We start from the raw sequence: 16,924 nt of genomic DNA, 5'->3' as shown, positions 1-16,924 counted from the left end.
ATATTCTAACAATTCCCGCAAGCTTTTAGCCTGAAAATGTGCTTTTGGTTAAATTTTTATCTTTAGTCGCTGGTTGGGGCATTGAACGTCCCCTAGCTGCGGAACTGGGAAATTGCAGGAAAATACAGTATTTTGTCCCCAGAGTGCTTTTTTAGTCTGCCAATACATACGCTTTGATAAAACCGCCGTCATGGGATTACTAGTAAAAAATGGCCGGGTGATCACCGCCACGGACGATTTTTTGGCTGATATATGGTGCGCGGGCGAAACCATTACCCGCATCGGTCCCCGCCTCCAGGAACAGTTACAACCGGAGGAAATCGCCGCCGCCACCGTTATCGATGCCGCCGGGATGCTGGTCTTTCCGGGCTTTATTGATCCCCATGTGCATATTTACCTCTCTTTCATGGGCACGTATGCCAAGGACAACTACCAAACAGCCTCCCGAGCGGCGCTGCTGGGGGGGACGACCACGCTCATCGAAATGATCTGCCCCAACCGCCAAACCGAACCCCTGGCCGGCTGGGAAATCTGGCAAAAAAACGCCGCCGAGCAAAGCGCCTGCGACTACACCTTTCACATGGGTGTTACCCGATTTGATCCCCTGGCCGCCAGCCAGTTACGAGAGATCGTCGAGCGCGGGACAGCCTCTTTTAAAGTTTTTTTGGCTTATAAAGGGGCCCTGGGCATTGATGATGCCGAACTGTTTCAGACACTACGACTAGCGAATGAGTTGGGCGTGATCGTCACCGCCCATTGCGAAAACGCGGAGTTGATCGCGCAATTGCAACAAAAACTCTTGTCCGAGGGTAAGACCGGCCCCGAATGGCACGAGCCGTCGCGCCCGGAACAAGTGGAAACGTTGGGTGTGCGGCACTTGCTGGCTTTTGCGGAATTGACCGGGGCGCATTGCTATATCGTGCATACCAGTTGCCGGGGAGCGGTGGAGGCAGCGCTTGAGGCCCGCGCGGGGGGAATCTCGGTTTGGATAGAAACGCTGATCCAATATTTGCTGCTAGACAAAAGCGCTGCCGAGCGGCCCAACTTTGAAGGGGCTAAATATGTCATGTCCCCCCCGCTGCGCGACCGGCGGCATCAGCCATATTTGTGGCATAATCTGGCAAATGGCAATATCAGCACCGTGGCGACCGATCACGCGCCGTTCGATTTTTTGGGGCAAAAAGAGCTAGGTCGGAGCGATTTTACAAAAATCCCCAACGGGATCCCTAGCCTACAAGATCGCGTGACGCTGTTGCATTCGGCGGGGGTATTAACCGGCAGGCTTTCTTACCATCGATTTGTGGATTGCGCTAGCACCCAGGCGGCGCGGCTGTTTGGACTTTACCCGCAAAAAGGGACTATCCAACCGGGTAGCGATGCGGATTTGGTGATTTATGATCCACATCAAAAATGGACGATTTCCGCCGCCAGCCACGCCTCCGCCGTAGATTATAATGGTTTTGAGGGGTTAACGGTGACTGGTCGGCCCGTGACCGTGACGGTCCGGGGGGAACTTGCCGTGCGGGATGGCCAGTTTGTTGGCCAATTTGGCCGGGGAAAATACCTGGCACGACAACCAACGCATTTTAGTTGATAATGGCTTATACGCCGTCCACCCCCCCGATTGTCCACCTAGCGGTCATCAACACAGAATATCCCCAGCATGCCCGACCTTCGTTGTAATTTTGCCGGTATTCAGGCTCCCAACCCGTTTTGGCTGGCCAGCGGACCACCGACAAATACCGCCGCGCAGGTCCAACGGGCCTTTGATCAGGGGTGGGGGGGCGCCATTTGGAAAACCCTCACCGACGAAACAATCAAAAACGTCTCCAGCCGCTATGGGGGGATCGCGCTCAAAAGCCAAAAACTGATGGGCCTCAATAATTTAGAGCTTATCAGTGATCGCCCCTTGGCTGACAATTTGCGGGAACTGGCGGAAGTCAAGCGCACCCACCCTGGGCACGCGCTCGTGGCGTCGCTCATGGTGGCCACCAGGCGCGACTCTTGGCATGCGATCGTCCGGCAAGCGCAGGAGGCCGGCGTCGATGGAATCGAGCTGAATTTCGGTTGCCCGCACGGTATGAATGAACGGGGCATGGGTTCCGCCGTCGGCCAAGTCCCCGAATATTCACAAATGATATGTGAATGGGTCAAGGAAGTCGCCACGGTCCCGGTTATTGCCAAACTTACGCCCAATGTGACCGATATCCGCGCTATTGCGCGGGCTTGCCAGGCGGGGGGGGCGGACGGAATTAGTCTGATCAATACCGTGAACTCATTGATTGGCGTGGATGTGCATACTTTTGCCCCCCGGCCCAACGTGGGTGGATACGGTTCGCACGGCGGATATGCGGGTCCGGCCATCAAGCCCATCGCCTTGCATCTGTTGAGCCAGCTTACCACGGATCCGGATTTGCGGACGCCAGTTTGCGGAATAGGAGGAATTCGCAAATGGGAAGATGCCGCCGAATTTTTGCTGTTGGGGGCGAGTTGCGTCCAGATCTGCGCCGCGGTGATGCATCGCGGTTTTGGAATTATCAAAGGAATGCTGGCCGGCCTGGGGAAATGGCTGGACGAAAAAGGGTTTGACCATTTATCCGAAGCGGTGGGGCGCTCGGTGCCCCGGATCAAAAGCTGGAGCGAATTGGACCTCAATTATCGGGTGCTGGCCCATATTAATGAAGCGGCCTGTATTCATTGCGGAATTTGCTACGCCAGTTGCGAAGACGGCTGTTTTCAGGCGATCCACTGGGAAAAGCTTCCCCGGGAGGCGTACCTAGAGCGGTTTGGGGTGGAACCGCGCAAATTACGGGGCGAAGCCGCCCCCAATTTAGCCTTGGAACAGGGACAGGGGTTCGTTGATGTCTTTACCGTCAATAAGTCGGCATGCGTGGGCTGCAATATGTGCGCTTTGGTATGTCCGATCGAAGGTTGCATCACGATGAAGGAACTTCCCGGCAATCAACCGCCGCTCAATTGGCGGCAATACCAGGCACAACAGCCTCCGCCAAGCTAGTTTATCCATGTTGGCGGGGGCGATTTGCCGGTTTGACGACACCTAAAGATTTATTCCATTCTCCCAACAATCTCCGACGTTGATATGTCCCAATTCGTAACCGCTGGTTTAATCCAAGCCACTTTGAGTCATCCGGCCACCGCTCCCCTGGCCCAAATCAAACAAGGGATGATCGACAAGCATGTGGCGCTGGTGGAGCAAATCGCCGCGCAAGGAGCGCAAATTGCCTGCCTGCAGGAACTTTTTTACGGTCCTTATTTTCCCGCGGAGCAAAACGCCCGCTGGTTTGAACTAGCCGAGCGCGTTCCCGATGGACCCACAACGCGGTTATTTTCCGATTTGGCCCGTCGGTTAAAAATTGTGCTAATCCTGCCTGTCATGGAAGAAGACCTTACCGGTCTGTATTACAACACCGCGGCGGTGATTGACGCCACGGGAGAATACCTGGGCAAATTTCGTAAGTTGCATCTTCCGCATTGCGAACCAGGTTTTTGGGAAAAATTTTACTTTCGACCGGGTAATCTGGGCTTGCCGGTATTTAGCACGCGCGCCGGGCGAATTGGCGTCTATTTGTGTTATGATCGCCATTTTCCCGAAGGTTGGCGGGCTTTAGGCCTGGGAGGGGCGGAAATCGTTTTTAATCCCTCCGCCACGGTCGCTGGCTTGTCGGAATATCTGTGGAAACTGGAACAACCCGCGGCGGCGGCGAATAACCTGTATTATGTCGGGGCGATTAATCGACCCGGGTGGGAAGAACCGTGGCGGATCGGCGAGTTTTATGGTTCGAGTTATTTTGCCGATCCCCGGGGACAAATTTTAGTCACCGGCGCGCGCGACGCCGACGCCTTGATCACCGCCGAACTAAACATGGACGCCATTCGCGAAGCGCGCCAGACTTGGCAGTTTTATCGTGATCGCCGACCGGAATGCTATACGGGACTGACTCTATCATAAAAAAACCCGCGGTCATCCCAGTTGATGTCACTATGGTGAGATCACTGGAGACAACCGCGGGCTGAGCAATCACAAGAAAGAAAACTTCAACTACGAAGATTTCTTATCGGACTTTTCTTCTTCGGAAAGTGTTTCAATCACTTTCATCGCATGTTCCAGGTGCCGTTCCGCTGTTTGCACACCCTTGTCAATTTCCGTTTGCAATTCCGGACCAGCGTACTGTCGGAGCACCTTGCCGGTCTGAATCATATCCTTGTGGGCGATAATTTGGGCCCCAATATAAGCCATGTCGCATTCCTCGGCTTTCTTGGAACTCCATTCGCGTTCGGCCTCCGCCACGCATCGATCGGCAATTTCCCGTTGGATGGAGACGAAATCAAATTGTTGACCCGCGGCTCCACCAGCGGCTCCTCCCGACGTCCCCAAAGCGTCCGCTTCGCCAGCCCGATCAGCGCGTCGTTCGGCGCGCGCTTCGCGACGTTCATTCGGGTCACGATTGATTTGGACTTGTAAACCGCCAGGTTGATTGGCGTTAGGCAAACCTCCGCTGACGCCTATCTGAGTTCCGTTTTGTGTATTGCCCCCGACACCCGCGGCTCCACCATTTGAACTTCCAGTGCCGGAGTTACCGCTACCAGAGTTGCCGCCACTGTCGCTTCCGCCACTACTGACGCCGGATTGAGAATTACTTCCACCGGCTCCCGCTTGGCCACCCAGCCTTTGCAGTGTGCTTACCATTTGGGTGTGTTCTTGGACCATTTTGTCCGCGAATTCCTTAACTTCCTTATTTTTGGCGTGGGCTTTTGCCAATTCACTCATCCGAACTTCTTTATGATTGCAAATCAACAAATAGCTGGCGATTTGCTGATCGCGATTATTGGTTTGGTCGCCGAGGACCGGTTTGTTGGCAGTGGTGCGTTGCCGCCCTGGCGCGCCGGGTAGACCACCGGGTTGATTCCCGCCTGGTTGAAATGCGCCGGGTTGGGCGGCAGGTTGTTGTTGGGTGGCATTTTGTGCCAGTACAGTAACGGGCAAAACGCCCAGCATACTGAGGCATATTAATTGTGAAAGTTTCCTACGCATGACAGAATCTCCAAAAATATATATTGTGATGCCCCTCACATATCAGACGGCAATTCCCATTCCATCCTGTGGATGAAATTCCTGATAGAGAAAGATTTCACGTGAATGGTGGATATTTCATTGAGCTAAAATTAACTGGAAAGCTTGTCTGCTTTGAAGTTAGCCAGCTTAATCCGCGGGTTAGTAATTTATTGGACATCATGGCAGGTTTTAATCCAGATTGGCGTTTCATGCGGCGTAACACGGGCGGATATCTAGATCGAGAAGTTAATTAGGTCATCAAACAACAACTGATCGGTGGGGATATTTTGGTATATGGTTTGCTATTGATACTAAAGGCAATTTTATCCCGCGCGCGAGAGGCATTTATGTTGGCAACATTGGCGGAGAAAATTCGGCGGCAAGAATGTCAAGTTTACTGCACCGCTGTGGCATCGGATGTGGCACTTGCCCAAAAAATAATTGAACAGTTGAGGGAGAAGGGCTTTGGAGAAGAAGAAATCACGATCATTTGTTCTGATAAAACCAAGGAAGATTACTTTGGCAAATATCAGCATAAATCTACAGCCGCGGAAGCCGTTCCCGTGGCCGCTAGCCTAGGAGGCCTGGTGGGAGTCTCTTTGTTTGGACTAACCATCACCGCGCTCGGAGCGGCCACGGGGGGGATCGGGTTGATCATTGCCGGCGGCACCAGTTTGTGGACGGGGGGTATTTTGGGCGGGTTGGTGGGAGCCATGGTAAATCGCGGCTTTCCCCAGGAAATCGCCGACTATTATGAGCAGGCCGTGGCCAATGGACAGTTACTGATGGTGGTCGAGGCCCGGCAAACGTCCCCCGATCAAACCATTGCCAGATTGGAATGCGCGGAAAAAATTTTTCAAGAAGCCGACTGTAATCCCGTGTTTATCGAGCAACATTAGTTTTTTTACAAGGTACTGGGTGAGTCATGAAAACGATTGAAGAAATGGTGGTGGGAGGAGAAGCTACCCGCTTGGACGCCCCAAATGATAAAGCATGGCAGGAACAGGATCAGCAAAATGCGCAGATTGAAAAACACGCGCAAGTGCTATTAGAAAGTTCCGGCTCTCCCGAGCGGGCCATCCAAGCGATCGAATCCCTGTCCGAGCTGAAAATCCAATCAGCCCCGGTTGGGGGAGCCGCTAGCGTAGACCCGGATATGGGGACGTTAAATATCAATCATGCCCGGGCGTCCCAATTTGCCAAGGAATGCGGGTATGAAACCCTAGATGAATTGATTCAAACTTCGGAAGTTTTGCTGATCGACGGCCAAGTGACTTGGTACCTTGTTTCCTTGGGCGAAAATGATTGGCGCGTCTGGAATACGCAAAGTTTAACCACGGAGCAAGTCTTTACCAGTCGCGAAGAGGCCGTCCAAGCATTTAGTATAAGTGATTTAGAAGCGACATAAGTGTTATCAACTAGAATGGATGGGATTTACCATATAAAAGTTAATGGCCAATTGTCCCTTAATAGTCTATTGTACGATTAAGGGGCAAATTGGCCAAAGGTGTAAAGCCACTGAGCGATAGCGTGTTATCGACTACTTATTGTCCAGCTCCGCTTCGATCGCCTTGACGACCTCGTTGGATTCGGGTTTGATCCCGGGTTCAAAACGAGCCAGAACCTTGCCATTCCGCCCGACTAAAAATTTGGTAAAGTTCCATTTAACTTCGCCCGCTGTTTTAGCGTTGGCGGTTTTATCCGTCAGCATTTTGTACAACGGGATCTTGTTTTCGCCGACGATGGTGGGAACCTTGGAGAGCATGACAAACGACACGTTGTATTTATCCGCGCAGAATTTAGCGATTTCCTCGTCGCTGCCTGGTTCTTGTGCGCCAAAGTCGTTTGCGGGCACGCCAATGATCACCAGGCCTTCTTTGCCATATTTTTCATGCAAGGCTTGCAGGGCCTTATACTGTCCCGTGTAACCACAATTACTGGCCACATTGACGATCAGCAAAACCTTGCCGGAATAATCGGCGAAGTTGACATCGGAACCGTCCAGGGCTTTCATTTTGAGATCCCAACCAGCCGCCGCAGCCTGTTCGGGCTTTTCTGCCGCGGGGGCGGTGCCCATAAACAACACCGCGCACAAACAGGCCACCCCGGCAATTTTGAACCAAGTCATAATAGCTCCTGTATCCAGTTGAAAACGAAAAAGGCGCAAATTGGCAAATACCAATCGCAGACTTGCAATTTTACTCTATAGCTAAAATGTGTGGCAATCCACTGATTTGCCAAGTAAAATAATTATCTAAGCAACTAAATTTTTCCCGCTGCGCGCCTGGACGTTCCTTTTGTCTCTTGGGATTCATCCAGCCCGCCCAAAGTACAGCATCGGCGCACGATAAATGTCAGGCATAACTGGAATAAGCCGAAAAAATTTTTGCTTTTTCGGGTAAATTACTTCCATTATTGCGTTGAATACCTGGTAACAGTCCTGATTGGCATACGCTTAGTAGGATATGAGTTCAATGTAAATCCTTACCCGGTAATTCAGTGCAAATTACCCTTTTTAGCTAGTTTTGCCATACTCACGGTCGCTAGGCGACAAGTCTGGTTTGGATTAGAATATGTGGTTTACTAGTGATCTGCTCATAGTCTTTCATTCAGATTTTGTCATTTCATCAATAAACTTGAGTTTGCAGCATGCAAAAACGACCACCAACACGTCCAATTTTGGAAGTACGCCAGGCGGTGCGCGAATATGTTGTCGGCGAAGTCACGGTGGCGGCCCTTCGCGGAATTGATGTCAAGATTCACCGCGGAGAATTTGTCGCCATTATGGGGCCTTCCGGATCAGGCAAAAGCACGCTTCTCAATTTGTTGGGGGCTATTGATGTCCCCACCACGGGGGAGGTGTTTTTGGAAGACGCCAATATGGCGGAAATGAACGATGATGAACGAACATTATTGCGTCGCCGCAAAATCGGTTTTATTTTTCAGCGCATTCATTTGCTTCCCACGCTGACCGCTGTCGAGAATGTGGCATTGCCATTGCAACTGGACGGCGTTCCCCGCAATCAGGCCCTGACCCGGGCCGAATTAGCCCTGCATTCCGTTAATATGGACGCGCGGGGGCATCATTTACCCAGTGCCATGTCGGGGGGTGAACAGCAACGCGTGGCTATTGCCCGGGCATTGGTCATTGAACCCGCGATTGTGCTGGCCGATGAACCGACCGGCTCGCTAGACAGCGTTAATGGCCAGCAGATCGTGGAACTGTTGCGCAAATTGGTGGATGACGGCCAACAAACGATTGTCATGGTAACGCACGATCCACAAGTCGCCGCCCAGGCGGACCGGATTATCCATGTGCGGGATGGCCATTTGGCCGAGGCCTCTTACGAACTGGTCGCCCACTAATTTTTTTCGCGACAGACGCGCTTCTTACCTTTTTCTGTTTGCTAGCATGGCACTGTTGCGTCTTAGTCTTCAAGAAATGTACCGCCGCCCGGCGCGCACGCTGCTAACACTGGCCAGCATTGTCCTGGCGGTCGCGTCGATTGTGGCGGTCTGGATCGGCACATCTTCCGCGCGGCGGGCTTATGCCTTGGTATCGGCCCCGCCGGGCGGGGTTGAGCAATACGAGATCGTGGATCGCGACGGGGGTAAAATTCCCCTGGATCAAACAGATGCCCTGTACGAACAACTCCCCGTGCGCTTGATTGCCATAGCCCAGGGGCAGGGGGCCATCCGCGTGCAAGGCAAAAAGCTGCGCACGATTATTTCCGGCGTGGATCTGGTGGAGGGGGGGGATTCCGCTTATTGGAAGCTGGTCAAAGGGGATTGGCAGGCGGAAAATATGGAAGGGACCCCCGTCTGGCTAGAAGAAGAAATTGCTGCCAGCCTCGAAGCCAAACCAGGTGAGCAGGTGTTGCTCTTTACCCGTCGCGGAGTAGAACGGCTAACCTGCGCGGGGGTGTTTCACAATCTTAGCCTGATGTCCCTGCAAAACGCCAGCGTGGTGCTCACCCTGGAGGATCATCAGGCGATTTTTGGCGGTGGAGAAAACATTGATCTGTTGCGGTTGGAAATTCCCGCCCAAATCGAAGCCGCGGCGACAAAAGGGGGGCCGGAGCAAACTGATCATGAGCCAGTCCCGGGCGACTCCGCTAATAAGCCTGCTTCTGCCGTAGCCGCAGTTCCACCAGCGGAAAAACTACTTACTGCGGCCGACGTTCTGCAAAAAATCCGTCAACTTATTCCCGAATCTTGGGAATTACGCAAACCCGTCCGCTTGGGCGAAATGGGGGACCAATCGTTAAAAGCGGTTAGTTCGGGGATGGATTTTATCATGGCCCTCTCGCTGGGGATGGCGGGCTTTATGATTCTCAACGCGTTTTTGATGAATGTCAGCGAACGACGCAAACAACTGGCCATTTTGCGCGCTATTGGCGCCACTCGCTCCCAGATCCTCCGCGTCATGCTGAGCGAGGGCTTTTTGCTAGGGGTGTTTGGATCCCTCATCGGGGTCCCTTTGGGCGTGTGGGGAGCCAGTTTTCTGAGCGCCACGCTGCAAAATATATCGCAGATGCAGCCCCAACTGGTGCCGCTGGATTGGACGGGACTGGTGATCGGCGCGCTCGCCGGCCCCCTGGTCGCCCTTTTAGGAGCATACCTCCCCGCCCGCTCCGCTAGCCAAATCCATCCCGCCGAGGGGCTATCCGCCAATCCCGTAGACCAACCGGACCAGATTCCCTTGCGCCACGCAATTACCGCGGCGCTGATCTTTGGTGTTTGCGGACTGGTGATAGTGCTAGTGATCCAGCGGCAGTTGCCGCATTTTTGGTCGATCCCCAGCGGACTGGGGATGATCGTGGCGTTTTTGTATATGGTCCCGGTGATTATCAAACCGCTGTTGGGGGGATTATCACGCCTGTTGTGGGTGGGGGGCGATGTGGAGAAAAATCTCGCCCGGCAACAACTCTTGCGGCGGCATACCCGGACTGTGTTGACCGTGGGGGTGCTGATTGTGGCGGTCAATAGCGGCATAGGCTCGGGAAATACGATCATTACCCACTTAAACGATGTTCAAGACTGGTACGCGCGGGCGTTACCGGGGGACTATTCGCTACGTACGCTGCACGGCATCGAAAACGCCGCGGCGCTCTCCACGCCCGAGGCGACCATTGCCAGCGACTTGCGGGCTAATCCCTTGGTCCAAAAGGTGGAAACGATGCAGTTTGCCCGGGGCCGCGCGGCGGAGTTGCCGGTCACGGCCATCGTGCGCAGCAAAGAGCCGGGGGCAAAATTTCCCCTGGATGTGGCCCCCAGCGACGAGCAGGCCGTGGCGGCCAAATTTGAAGCGGGCGAAGTAATCACCAGCGCGGTTTTTGCCCACCGGGCAAATGTGGCAATCGGGGACGAGATCACCGTCGAGCTAAACAATAAAAAGTCCCGCCTAAGGATTGCCGCCCTGACGCGCGATTATAATCCCGGGGGTATGACGCTCTATTTTTCCGACCAGGTGGCGCGGGAGCAATTTGACCTGCAAGATATCGATATGTACCTGGTCACCGCCAAGCCGGGACAGGCCGAAGCCCTGGGGATCAGCCTGGCTCCCTTTGCCAAGGAACAAAGCCTGACACTCAAGTCATTTAATGAGATGAAACAGGTTCTGGATAACATCCTCACCGGCATCCAGGGGGCCTACTGGTTGCTCTTGGTCATGGGCTTTGTGGTGGCCGCCTTTGGGATCGTGAACACGATGACCATGAATATATTAGAGCAAACCCACGAGATTGGCCTGTTGCGGATCATTGGCATGACCCGCGGGCAGATCCGCAATTTGTTTATGATCCAGGCCGCGCTTATCGGCATGTCCAGCGCCCTGATCGGCGGATTTGCCGGGGTTGTCACCGCCTATATCATGCAACGCACCTCGGAACCCATCTTGGGATATTCCGTCCCCTTCAGCCTGCATTGGCCGCTGTTGATTTGGAGTTGCCTCTTGGCGGTCATAATTGGCGTGGTGGCGGCGATCTGGCCCATTCGGCACGCGGTCCGTTTAGAGTTGGCCACCGCCTTGGCAAGTGAATAATGTCCGTTAAAGAAACTATCCCTGGCGGCCATTAAATTATTTGATTTACAAGTTGCTTTCCTAACTCAATGCTAGCTCACTCTTCGAGCGCATCCGCCAGATGATCCGGTGGTTGTGACTGCCGCGGGTCGCCAATGAGGCTTTCCCGCACAAAGCTGTGTGTCATGGCATCAAACACGTCCGCCAGTTGGGCAAATTCGCGATCTTCGGCCTGATACAGCACCAGATAATTGGCCCATGCCCCGCAAAAGACGCGAGCAATGGCGGTGATCGTCAGGTCCAGGCAGTAAAAATTGACTTCGCAGGCAAGCGCCTCGGGTGCCGGGGCGTTTTCGTCCAGCAGTTCATGGTCGACATTTTGGTACTCGGCACGCATCGTGTTAACAAATTCGTCGACGAGCGCGCGGGGGTCGGTTTGACGGTCATGAATGGCCAATGACCAAAATGCCCCCCCCGGGCTATAAACGGTTAATTCCCGTCCTCCGGCCAAAATCGCCTGGCTATCCAGCGTCCAGCCGTCGGGATACTGAAACGTCACGCCGAGTTGCTCAAAATTTGCTTGCATCGCGTCTTTCCCACTGAATATCAGGTAATTCGTTACCGGAAACATATTTTAGCCAGAGGTCATTGCCGCCCACGAGGGCGTTTTGCAAAAAAACGCGTGTCAACCGAGCGACCCCTGGAAAAAATAGCCGGAGAACGCGTCTTGTCAAACTTTCCACCCCGCGATAGCATTTTGCCAAAATTTCCGCAGCGAGGCCCGCGCCGCAGGGGAATTGAACTTTAACTTTGGCACATGACCGAGCATTCATTCCCACGTAATCGGTTTTTGGTCTGCCCCCTGCTGTGGGGGAGCGGGCTATTATTGTTGGGACTGTGCCAGCCGGGGTGCCTGTTGTGGCGCGAGCGCACGCCGGTACCGGCGGATGTCGCCAGTTGCCGCCAATTATCCCAACGGGGGCTGTATGCCTTGCAAAAGGGGGATGTTGACGTCGCGGAGCGGTTCTTGCGGCGGGCGGTGCAAACCAATCCCCGCGACCCCCAAGCGCAGCATTACCATAGTGAATTATTGTGGATGCAAGGAGACAAAATTGGCTCCCTTTCCGCCGCCGAACAAGCCCGCGCGCTCGCCCCGGAGGATCCGCAATTGCTGGCGCATGTGGCGGAAAAATATTTAGAACTAGAGCAACTGGCGGAAGCAAAACAACTGGCGGACGAGGCGGTCGACCTTTGTCCCCAGTGCGTCGCGGCCTGGACGGTCCGCGCGCGGGCGAACCAGGCCAGCGGTCAGTGGGAATCCGCCCGCGCCGATTATGAGCGGGCTTTACAGCTAAGCCCGCGCAATCCGACGCTCTTGCTGGAGTTGGCGGATGTGCACCGTCAACTCAACCGCCCCCTGCGGGCATTGGCGGTCCTGGGGACCCTGCGCGAGACCTATCCCCCCGGCGAGGAAACTTCCGAGTTGCTCACGCGCGAGGCCGCCGCCTATGCCGCGCTCGACCGTCTGCCCGATGCCATTCTCGCTCAGCGCCAGGCGGTGGAACGCCAGCCGCTACCGGCCGCATTTGAGCAGTTGGCCGCGTATCAACGCGCGGCGGGGGATGAGGCGGGCGCCGTCGCCAGTCTGGCCCAGGCCCGGCACACTCCGGCAAATTTGTTTGCCCCCCCTCCCGCGGCCGCTATTGCGGAAAGCAATCCCGCAGCAACCCTTCGATAAACACGATCTGGGCCTCCGTGTCTAGTTCATCCAGACCCGGCTGGCCCGCCAAGAGGGCCTCCAGCGCGCGGATCCGGGCCGCTGGGACAAGATCCGGATTAAGTTTCTGTTTCGCCTGCAATTCGCGGTTCAATTCCGCCCGCGCGTAGTCCTGGGGCAGATTCATGCGTCCATATAGCGAGGTGGAAAAAGGCATATAAGAACTCGCCGCGTGGGAGATAGCCATGCCCCCCCGCGTGCGATAACCATCCGCCAGCATGCCTCCCTCAAACAACGGCAGATTTTTGCCAAATTGTTCATACAGTTCCGCCGCCTCGCGCCGCAGACCGGCGTCCAGGCAGGCTTGGATCGCATTGGTCACGCATAACACATGGAACAAGTCATTTAATCCTTTGAAGGTCCCGGTGGTGTTTTGAGTTTTAGATGAAGCGGCCAGAAATTTCTTCAGGTTGGCAAATTCCCGTCGCTCCACCAACGGATACACGCACCAAAAGCCATGGGAGTAAAACTGATGCTCTTCCACCAGGCGAATCATCGTCTCCACCTCCCCGCATAGCGCTGCCACGATCAAGTGATTCGTGGGGATGTCCGATTCACCTCCCGCCTGGGCGTAAACATCCCGCAGTTTTTGAACCAAGGGAGGATTTTTTTTGAGCAATTCCACCGTCGTTGGCGTGCGGGAGATAAAGTCCCCAATAATGGTGAAATCTTCCAATTCCCGGGCGGTTAATTTGGAAACCAGGTATTCAAACTCGCGGCGAAACTGGTCTAAATCCGTGGCGGCCCGCCGCTCTTGAAATTGATCCGCGGCAAAAAATGCCCGCCGCGCTTCCCCCGCGTATTTGCCCGCCAGCAACATGATCCGCGCCAGTAGCTCCTCTGTTTTGGCCGTTGGCTTGCGGGCCTTGAGGATGCCCAAGACGCGGGCGGCGGCCTCCAGGGAAGGATCTAACGTGGCGTTAAACGGGGCAGCGTCGTTTTCCTCGGCAGTATTGGCCGGGGTTTCTGCCGCGGGAGCGGGAAAGCCCCGATCAATCCGCCGCAACACCTCGGCCTCGTTCCCTAGTTGGGCATAACACCAGGCTAGCTCCACGTCGTAGGTTTTTGGCGAAACGCCATCTTCCTGGTTTGAGTCTGCCGATGCGCGCTGCGTGTCGGCGATTTTAGCCCCGATTTTTTCCAATAACTTTGCGGCGAATTCTTTGCGCAGGGCAATTTCCTCCGCGTCTAGCGCGCTTTTGCCGGTCGTCAGCATCCCCAAGGGCCAGTCGCTGATCCCCGTGGGACTAACCAGGACGGGGGTCTGGTCCCGGTCGAGCTTCTTTTTGACAAAGTCGCTCGTTTCCCGCGTGGCATAACCGGCCAGACCTGTCAGGCTAATTTGATCGCCCGGATAGTTGGTCGCCTCGCCGCGCAAATATTTCGCTACATGAAAAGTAAACACGCCGTGCTTTAGCTCGGGGTGTTCAACGCTTTTTTCGCTATCGCTGCAGCTATAGAGGGTCAGCATGCCCCGCGGCACGGTTCGCGGCACCAGCCCGACCGGCTCTAATTCCTGCTCTTTGCTCGATTTAAATAACTCGGACTCCGCTTCGTTGCGGCAGGCATCCACGATCAGCAGTTTTCGCTCCGCGGACGACTGAGCGATCAATTGCATCACGCCACTCAAGGGAACCAGGCTGTCCAGATCGCGCAAATCCGCTTCTTCCGGGCAAAAATAGCTCTCCCGCGAACCATCCTCCAGCTTCGGCTGCTTGGTAAATTGCACCCCATGCCCCGACAACGCCACCACCAGCGTGTCCGCCGCTTCAAGCTTTTTACATCGCTCCGCGATCTGTGCCAGAATTTTTTTGGCCGTGTTGGGCTTGTGGGCGGGCAGCTTGGCCTGGGCGGTCATCAGGGTGACGTCAAATTCCAGTTTTTCCAGCGCGCTGGCCAGTTCCCGCACGTCTTCCTCGGCATAATTGAGCGCATTAAAAAACGTGGGATCGTAAGTCTCCACACCCACGAGGATGGCGTACTTTTTGCCGGTTCCCGCCGCCGGGGAATTTTGCGCGGCAAGGTCGCCGGTGAGCGATAAGCAACCCGGCAATAGCAGGAGGAGCCGCAAAACGAGTTTTTTTAGTTGGAAAATGTTAAACATTATGCACCTTTGGCCACGAACGATTAAATCCGCGGGTCAGCGAATTCATAGGAACGACAAACTTGATTTTCGATTCCCACGCTGCCAACGTCAAGAAATACTTCGTCCAGAGGAAGGGGAAAACGGGACACACTACGGAAAACGAGTGCCGCGGCGGCTTCTTCCCTATTCCATTGCAAAAAATCGAAAGCCAGCGGGTAGTTCAAATTAACGGCCTCAATTAACAAAAAACCCCGTGCCGGGACGCGGCAAAAGAAAAAAAAATTTTGGTGGCTTCGGGGAAGAATTGGGCGGGAAAGACGTTCTCCTTGGTGTTGGCCGCGGCAACGTGGCCCAAATCACACCAACCAGTTCGTTTTTTACCCGAGGGAGTCAAGTCATGTTCCGTCAAAAGTTGTTGCAATTGGGTTGTGCCGCCGTGGTTGCCGTGGGGGCATTATTTGCCAGCCAGGCAAACGTCCAAGCCGGTGCGCCGTGCCACTACAAAAAAGTGGTGAGCTATGTCACCAAGCAAGTCCCTTACGAGGCGCGGATGGTCGGCTATGACCATTGCGGCCAGCCTTACCATTATTATGCCACCAAATATCGGGCCGAGCGCGTGGCCGTGGTCCAATGGGTCAAGGTGTGTTACTAACGCTGTGTCAAGATTTCGCGCTAGTCCACGGTTAGAGCGGCAAAAACCGTGGGCTAGCGCCCAGCAGGTGATCGGCCTGACTCGAGTCGATCGCTTTGACAAAACACGGCCCCCCCGAAATCTTCAACCGCAGAACCACCGCTTATCGATTTACTCCTGGGGGGAATTGTTTATTTCCCCTTAGGCCAAAGAGCGGACGATTTTGTGTGATTTTTTCCAAAAATGGCGGACGATGGCCAATTTGTGTGAACTTGCCAGTCGGCGGCGCGTCGATTATAACGGAGATATCCGGAGGGTAAGCGAATTGGCCAGCGGTCTGACTCGAAATCAGATGCCCAGCAATGGGTTGTGGGTTCGAATCCCATGCCCTCCGCTTAACATGCGTGCACTGATCGTAACCAGTGAATTTGCTGGGAAAAATGCTAGCCGAGGGAATTGCTGGCGCTGCAATTCCCCTCTGTTCTGCCGCAGCTCATTTTGCAGCGCGGTGTCATCACCACGGGCGCGCCGGCCTGACTTTCGCGCTGGCCGCTGAGTTTGGTATCCCGCGCGAGCGCGTCGTACTCTAACCGTGGGGTAAAGACATCTTGCGCCGCGCCGGCGGTGGCGTGGTGAGTGGTTTGCACTGGAACTTGTTCCAGTGTGCGCAGCACAAGTAGCCCACTGGATGTAGCGGAAAAATTTGAAGAAATGCTTCTTGCCGCTGCGCGGCCAAGGAACAAGTTCCTTGGGTACCCGATTTTTTACTTGGGCTACCCCGCTCCAGGTCATCATAGGCGAACAGCCGCCGCCGCTGGATAATGTCCCCCGTCGAGTTGTTGGTGGAGTCCGTTTCCGTCAGCGTGATCGTGTCGGCGGTCAAGCGATTGCGGCGGTCGAACGTCCATTCGGTCACATTCTGCACCGGATCGCGGAGGCTGGTCATGTTCCCCGCGGCGTCGTACGTGAACGACGTCACCCCCTCCCGCGGGGAGATTTGCGCAACGTGGCGGTTCAGGTCGTCATAGATGTGAAACTCCGCCCGGGCCAGGCCGGTTGTCGGCCGCTCGATCATCGACAACGTGTTCCCCGCCACGTCGTAGTTCCACTGGGTGATCAGCTTCGTCACCAGCGACGTCCCGGTCGTGGCCGTGGAGGTCACCGCCGGCACGCTAATTCCGCCCACTTGCGACTGATACAGCCGCAGCTGCAAAATTTTTGTACCGAGTCAACACCGACATGCTCAATACACAATACACTTGCCGTCAGGGTAACTACCTTCCCAGCCACAGGGGTAGTGACCTCGCAAATACCATTCCAACAAGTTTGTAAAA

At 54.8% G+C, this 16,924-nt stretch carries 15 protein-coding genes and 1 tRNA gene; 11 read left to right on the top strand and 5 right to left on the bottom strand.

Annotation, left to right across the window (positions count from 1 at the left end):
- Positions 1-190 precede the first annotated feature (190 nt).
- From hydA to SFX18_02405, 3 genes are all read left to right on the top strand, one after another.
- Positions 191-1,594, top strand: coding sequence for a dihydropyrimidinase (gene hydA / locus SFX18_02415; GenBank protein ID MDX1961977.1), 1,404 nt, complete (start codon positions 191-193; stop codon positions 1,592-1,594).
- Between the two features lie 69 nt (positions 1,595-1,663).
- Positions 1,664-3,016: an NAD-dependent dihydropyrimidine dehydrogenase subunit PreA gene (gene preA, locus SFX18_02410; GenBank protein MDX1961976.1), complete on the top strand. Its 1,353-nt coding sequence runs from the start codon at positions 1,664-1,666 to the stop codon at positions 3,014-3,016.
- Between the two features lie 84 nt (positions 3,017-3,100).
- Positions 3,101-3,970, top strand: a complete 870-nt coding sequence (locus SFX18_02405; protein ID MDX1961975.1) for a nitrilase-related carbon-nitrogen hydrolase — start codon at positions 3,101-3,103, stop codon at positions 3,968-3,970.
- Between the two features lie 90 nt (positions 3,971-4,060).
- Here SFX18_02405 and SFX18_02400 read toward each other — a convergent pair whose 3' ends face one another.
- Complete coding sequence (locus SFX18_02400) at positions 4,061-5,053, bottom strand: DUF4142 domain-containing protein (GenBank protein ID MDX1961974.1); 993 nt, start codon at positions 5,051-5,053, stop codon at positions 4,061-4,063.
- A gap of 68 nt (positions 5,054-5,121) precedes the next feature.
- Between SFX18_02400 and SFX18_02395 the strand changes: the two genes are divergently transcribed.
- The 3 genes from SFX18_02395 to SFX18_02385 all read left to right on the top strand — a co-directional run bounded on the left by SFX18_02395 (position 5,122) and on the right by SFX18_02385 (position 6,482).
- Positions 5,122-5,328: a hypothetical protein gene (locus SFX18_02395; protein ID MDX1961973.1), complete on the top strand. Its 207-nt coding sequence runs from the start codon at positions 5,122-5,124 to the stop codon at positions 5,326-5,328.
- 93 nt (positions 5,329-5,421) lie between these two features.
- On the top strand, positions 5,422-5,973 hold the full coding sequence (locus tag SFX18_02390; protein MDX1961972.1) for a hypothetical protein: 552 nt from the start codon (positions 5,422-5,424) through the stop codon (positions 5,971-5,973).
- A gap of 26 nt (positions 5,974-5,999) precedes the next feature.
- On the top strand, positions 6,000-6,482 hold the full coding sequence (locus SFX18_02385; GenBank protein MDX1961971.1) for a hypothetical protein: 483 nt from the start codon (positions 6,000-6,002) through the stop codon (positions 6,480-6,482).
- A 132-nt stretch (positions 6,483-6,614) separates the two neighbouring features.
- Here the strand turns inward: SFX18_02385 and SFX18_02380 are convergent, their stop codons facing one another.
- Positions 6,615-7,202, bottom strand: a complete 588-nt coding sequence (locus tag SFX18_02380) for a glutathione peroxidase (protein MDX1961970.1) — start codon at positions 7,200-7,202, stop codon at positions 6,615-6,617.
- A gap of 521 nt (positions 7,203-7,723) precedes the next feature.
- Between SFX18_02380 and SFX18_02375 the strand changes: the two genes are divergently transcribed.
- On the top strand, positions 7,724-8,440 hold the full coding sequence (locus SFX18_02375) for an ABC transporter ATP-binding protein (protein MDX1961969.1): 717 nt from the start codon (positions 7,724-7,726) through the stop codon (positions 8,438-8,440).
- A 46-nt stretch (positions 8,441-8,486) separates the two neighbouring features.
- Positions 8,487-11,117: an FtsX-like permease family protein gene (locus SFX18_02370; GenBank protein ID MDX1961968.1), complete on the top strand. Its 2,631-nt coding sequence runs from the start codon at positions 8,487-8,489 to the stop codon at positions 11,115-11,117.
- Positions 11,118-11,193: 76 nt separating this feature from the next.
- On the opposite strand, the gene SFX18_02365 is transcribed toward SFX18_02370, so the two are convergent.
- Complete coding sequence (locus tag SFX18_02365; GenBank protein MDX1961967.1) at positions 11,194-11,682, bottom strand: hypothetical protein; 489 nt, start codon at positions 11,680-11,682, stop codon at positions 11,194-11,196.
- A gap of 231 nt (positions 11,683-11,913) precedes the next feature.
- Here SFX18_02365 and SFX18_02360 point away from each other — a divergent pair, with 231 nt between their 5' ends.
- Positions 11,914-12,834, top strand: coding sequence for a tetratricopeptide repeat protein (locus SFX18_02360; GenBank protein ID MDX1961966.1), 921 nt, complete (start codon positions 11,914-11,916; stop codon positions 12,832-12,834).
- On the opposite strand, the gene SFX18_02355 is transcribed toward SFX18_02360, so the two are convergent.
- Entirely contained in the window at positions 12,797-14,977 is a 2,181-nt protein-coding gene (locus tag SFX18_02355; GenBank protein MDX1961965.1) for a caspase family protein, read from the bottom strand. The genes SFX18_02360 and SFX18_02355 overlap by 38 nt on opposite strands.
- Before the next feature lie 379 nt (positions 14,978-15,356).
- On the opposite strand from SFX18_02355, the gene SFX18_02350 reads away from it, so the two are divergent.
- Together SFX18_02350 and SFX18_02345 are read left to right on the top strand one after the other, a co-directional pair.
- Positions 15,357-15,611, top strand: a complete 255-nt coding sequence (locus SFX18_02350) for a hypothetical protein (GenBank protein ID MDX1961964.1) — start codon at positions 15,357-15,359, stop codon at positions 15,609-15,611.
- 290 nt (positions 15,612-15,901) lie between these two features.
- Positions 15,902-15,984 (top strand) — tRNA-Ser (locus SFX18_02345).
- A gap of 192 nt (positions 15,985-16,176) precedes the next feature.
- Here SFX18_02345 and SFX18_02340 read toward each other — a convergent pair.
- Entirely contained in the window at positions 16,177-16,803 is a 627-nt protein-coding gene (locus tag SFX18_02340; GenBank protein MDX1961963.1) for an RHS repeat domain-containing protein, read from the bottom strand.
- Between the last annotated feature and the right edge of the window lie 121 nt (positions 16,804-16,924).

This window comes from Pirellulales bacterium (assembly GCA_033762255.1).
In the GTDB taxonomy this organism is placed as follows: Bacteria; Planctomycetota; Planctomycetia; order Pirellulales; family JALHPA01; genus JANRLT01.
The sequence above is the reverse complement of the archived record's forward strand: the minus strand, read 5'-3'. Positions and strand labels throughout refer to the sequence as shown.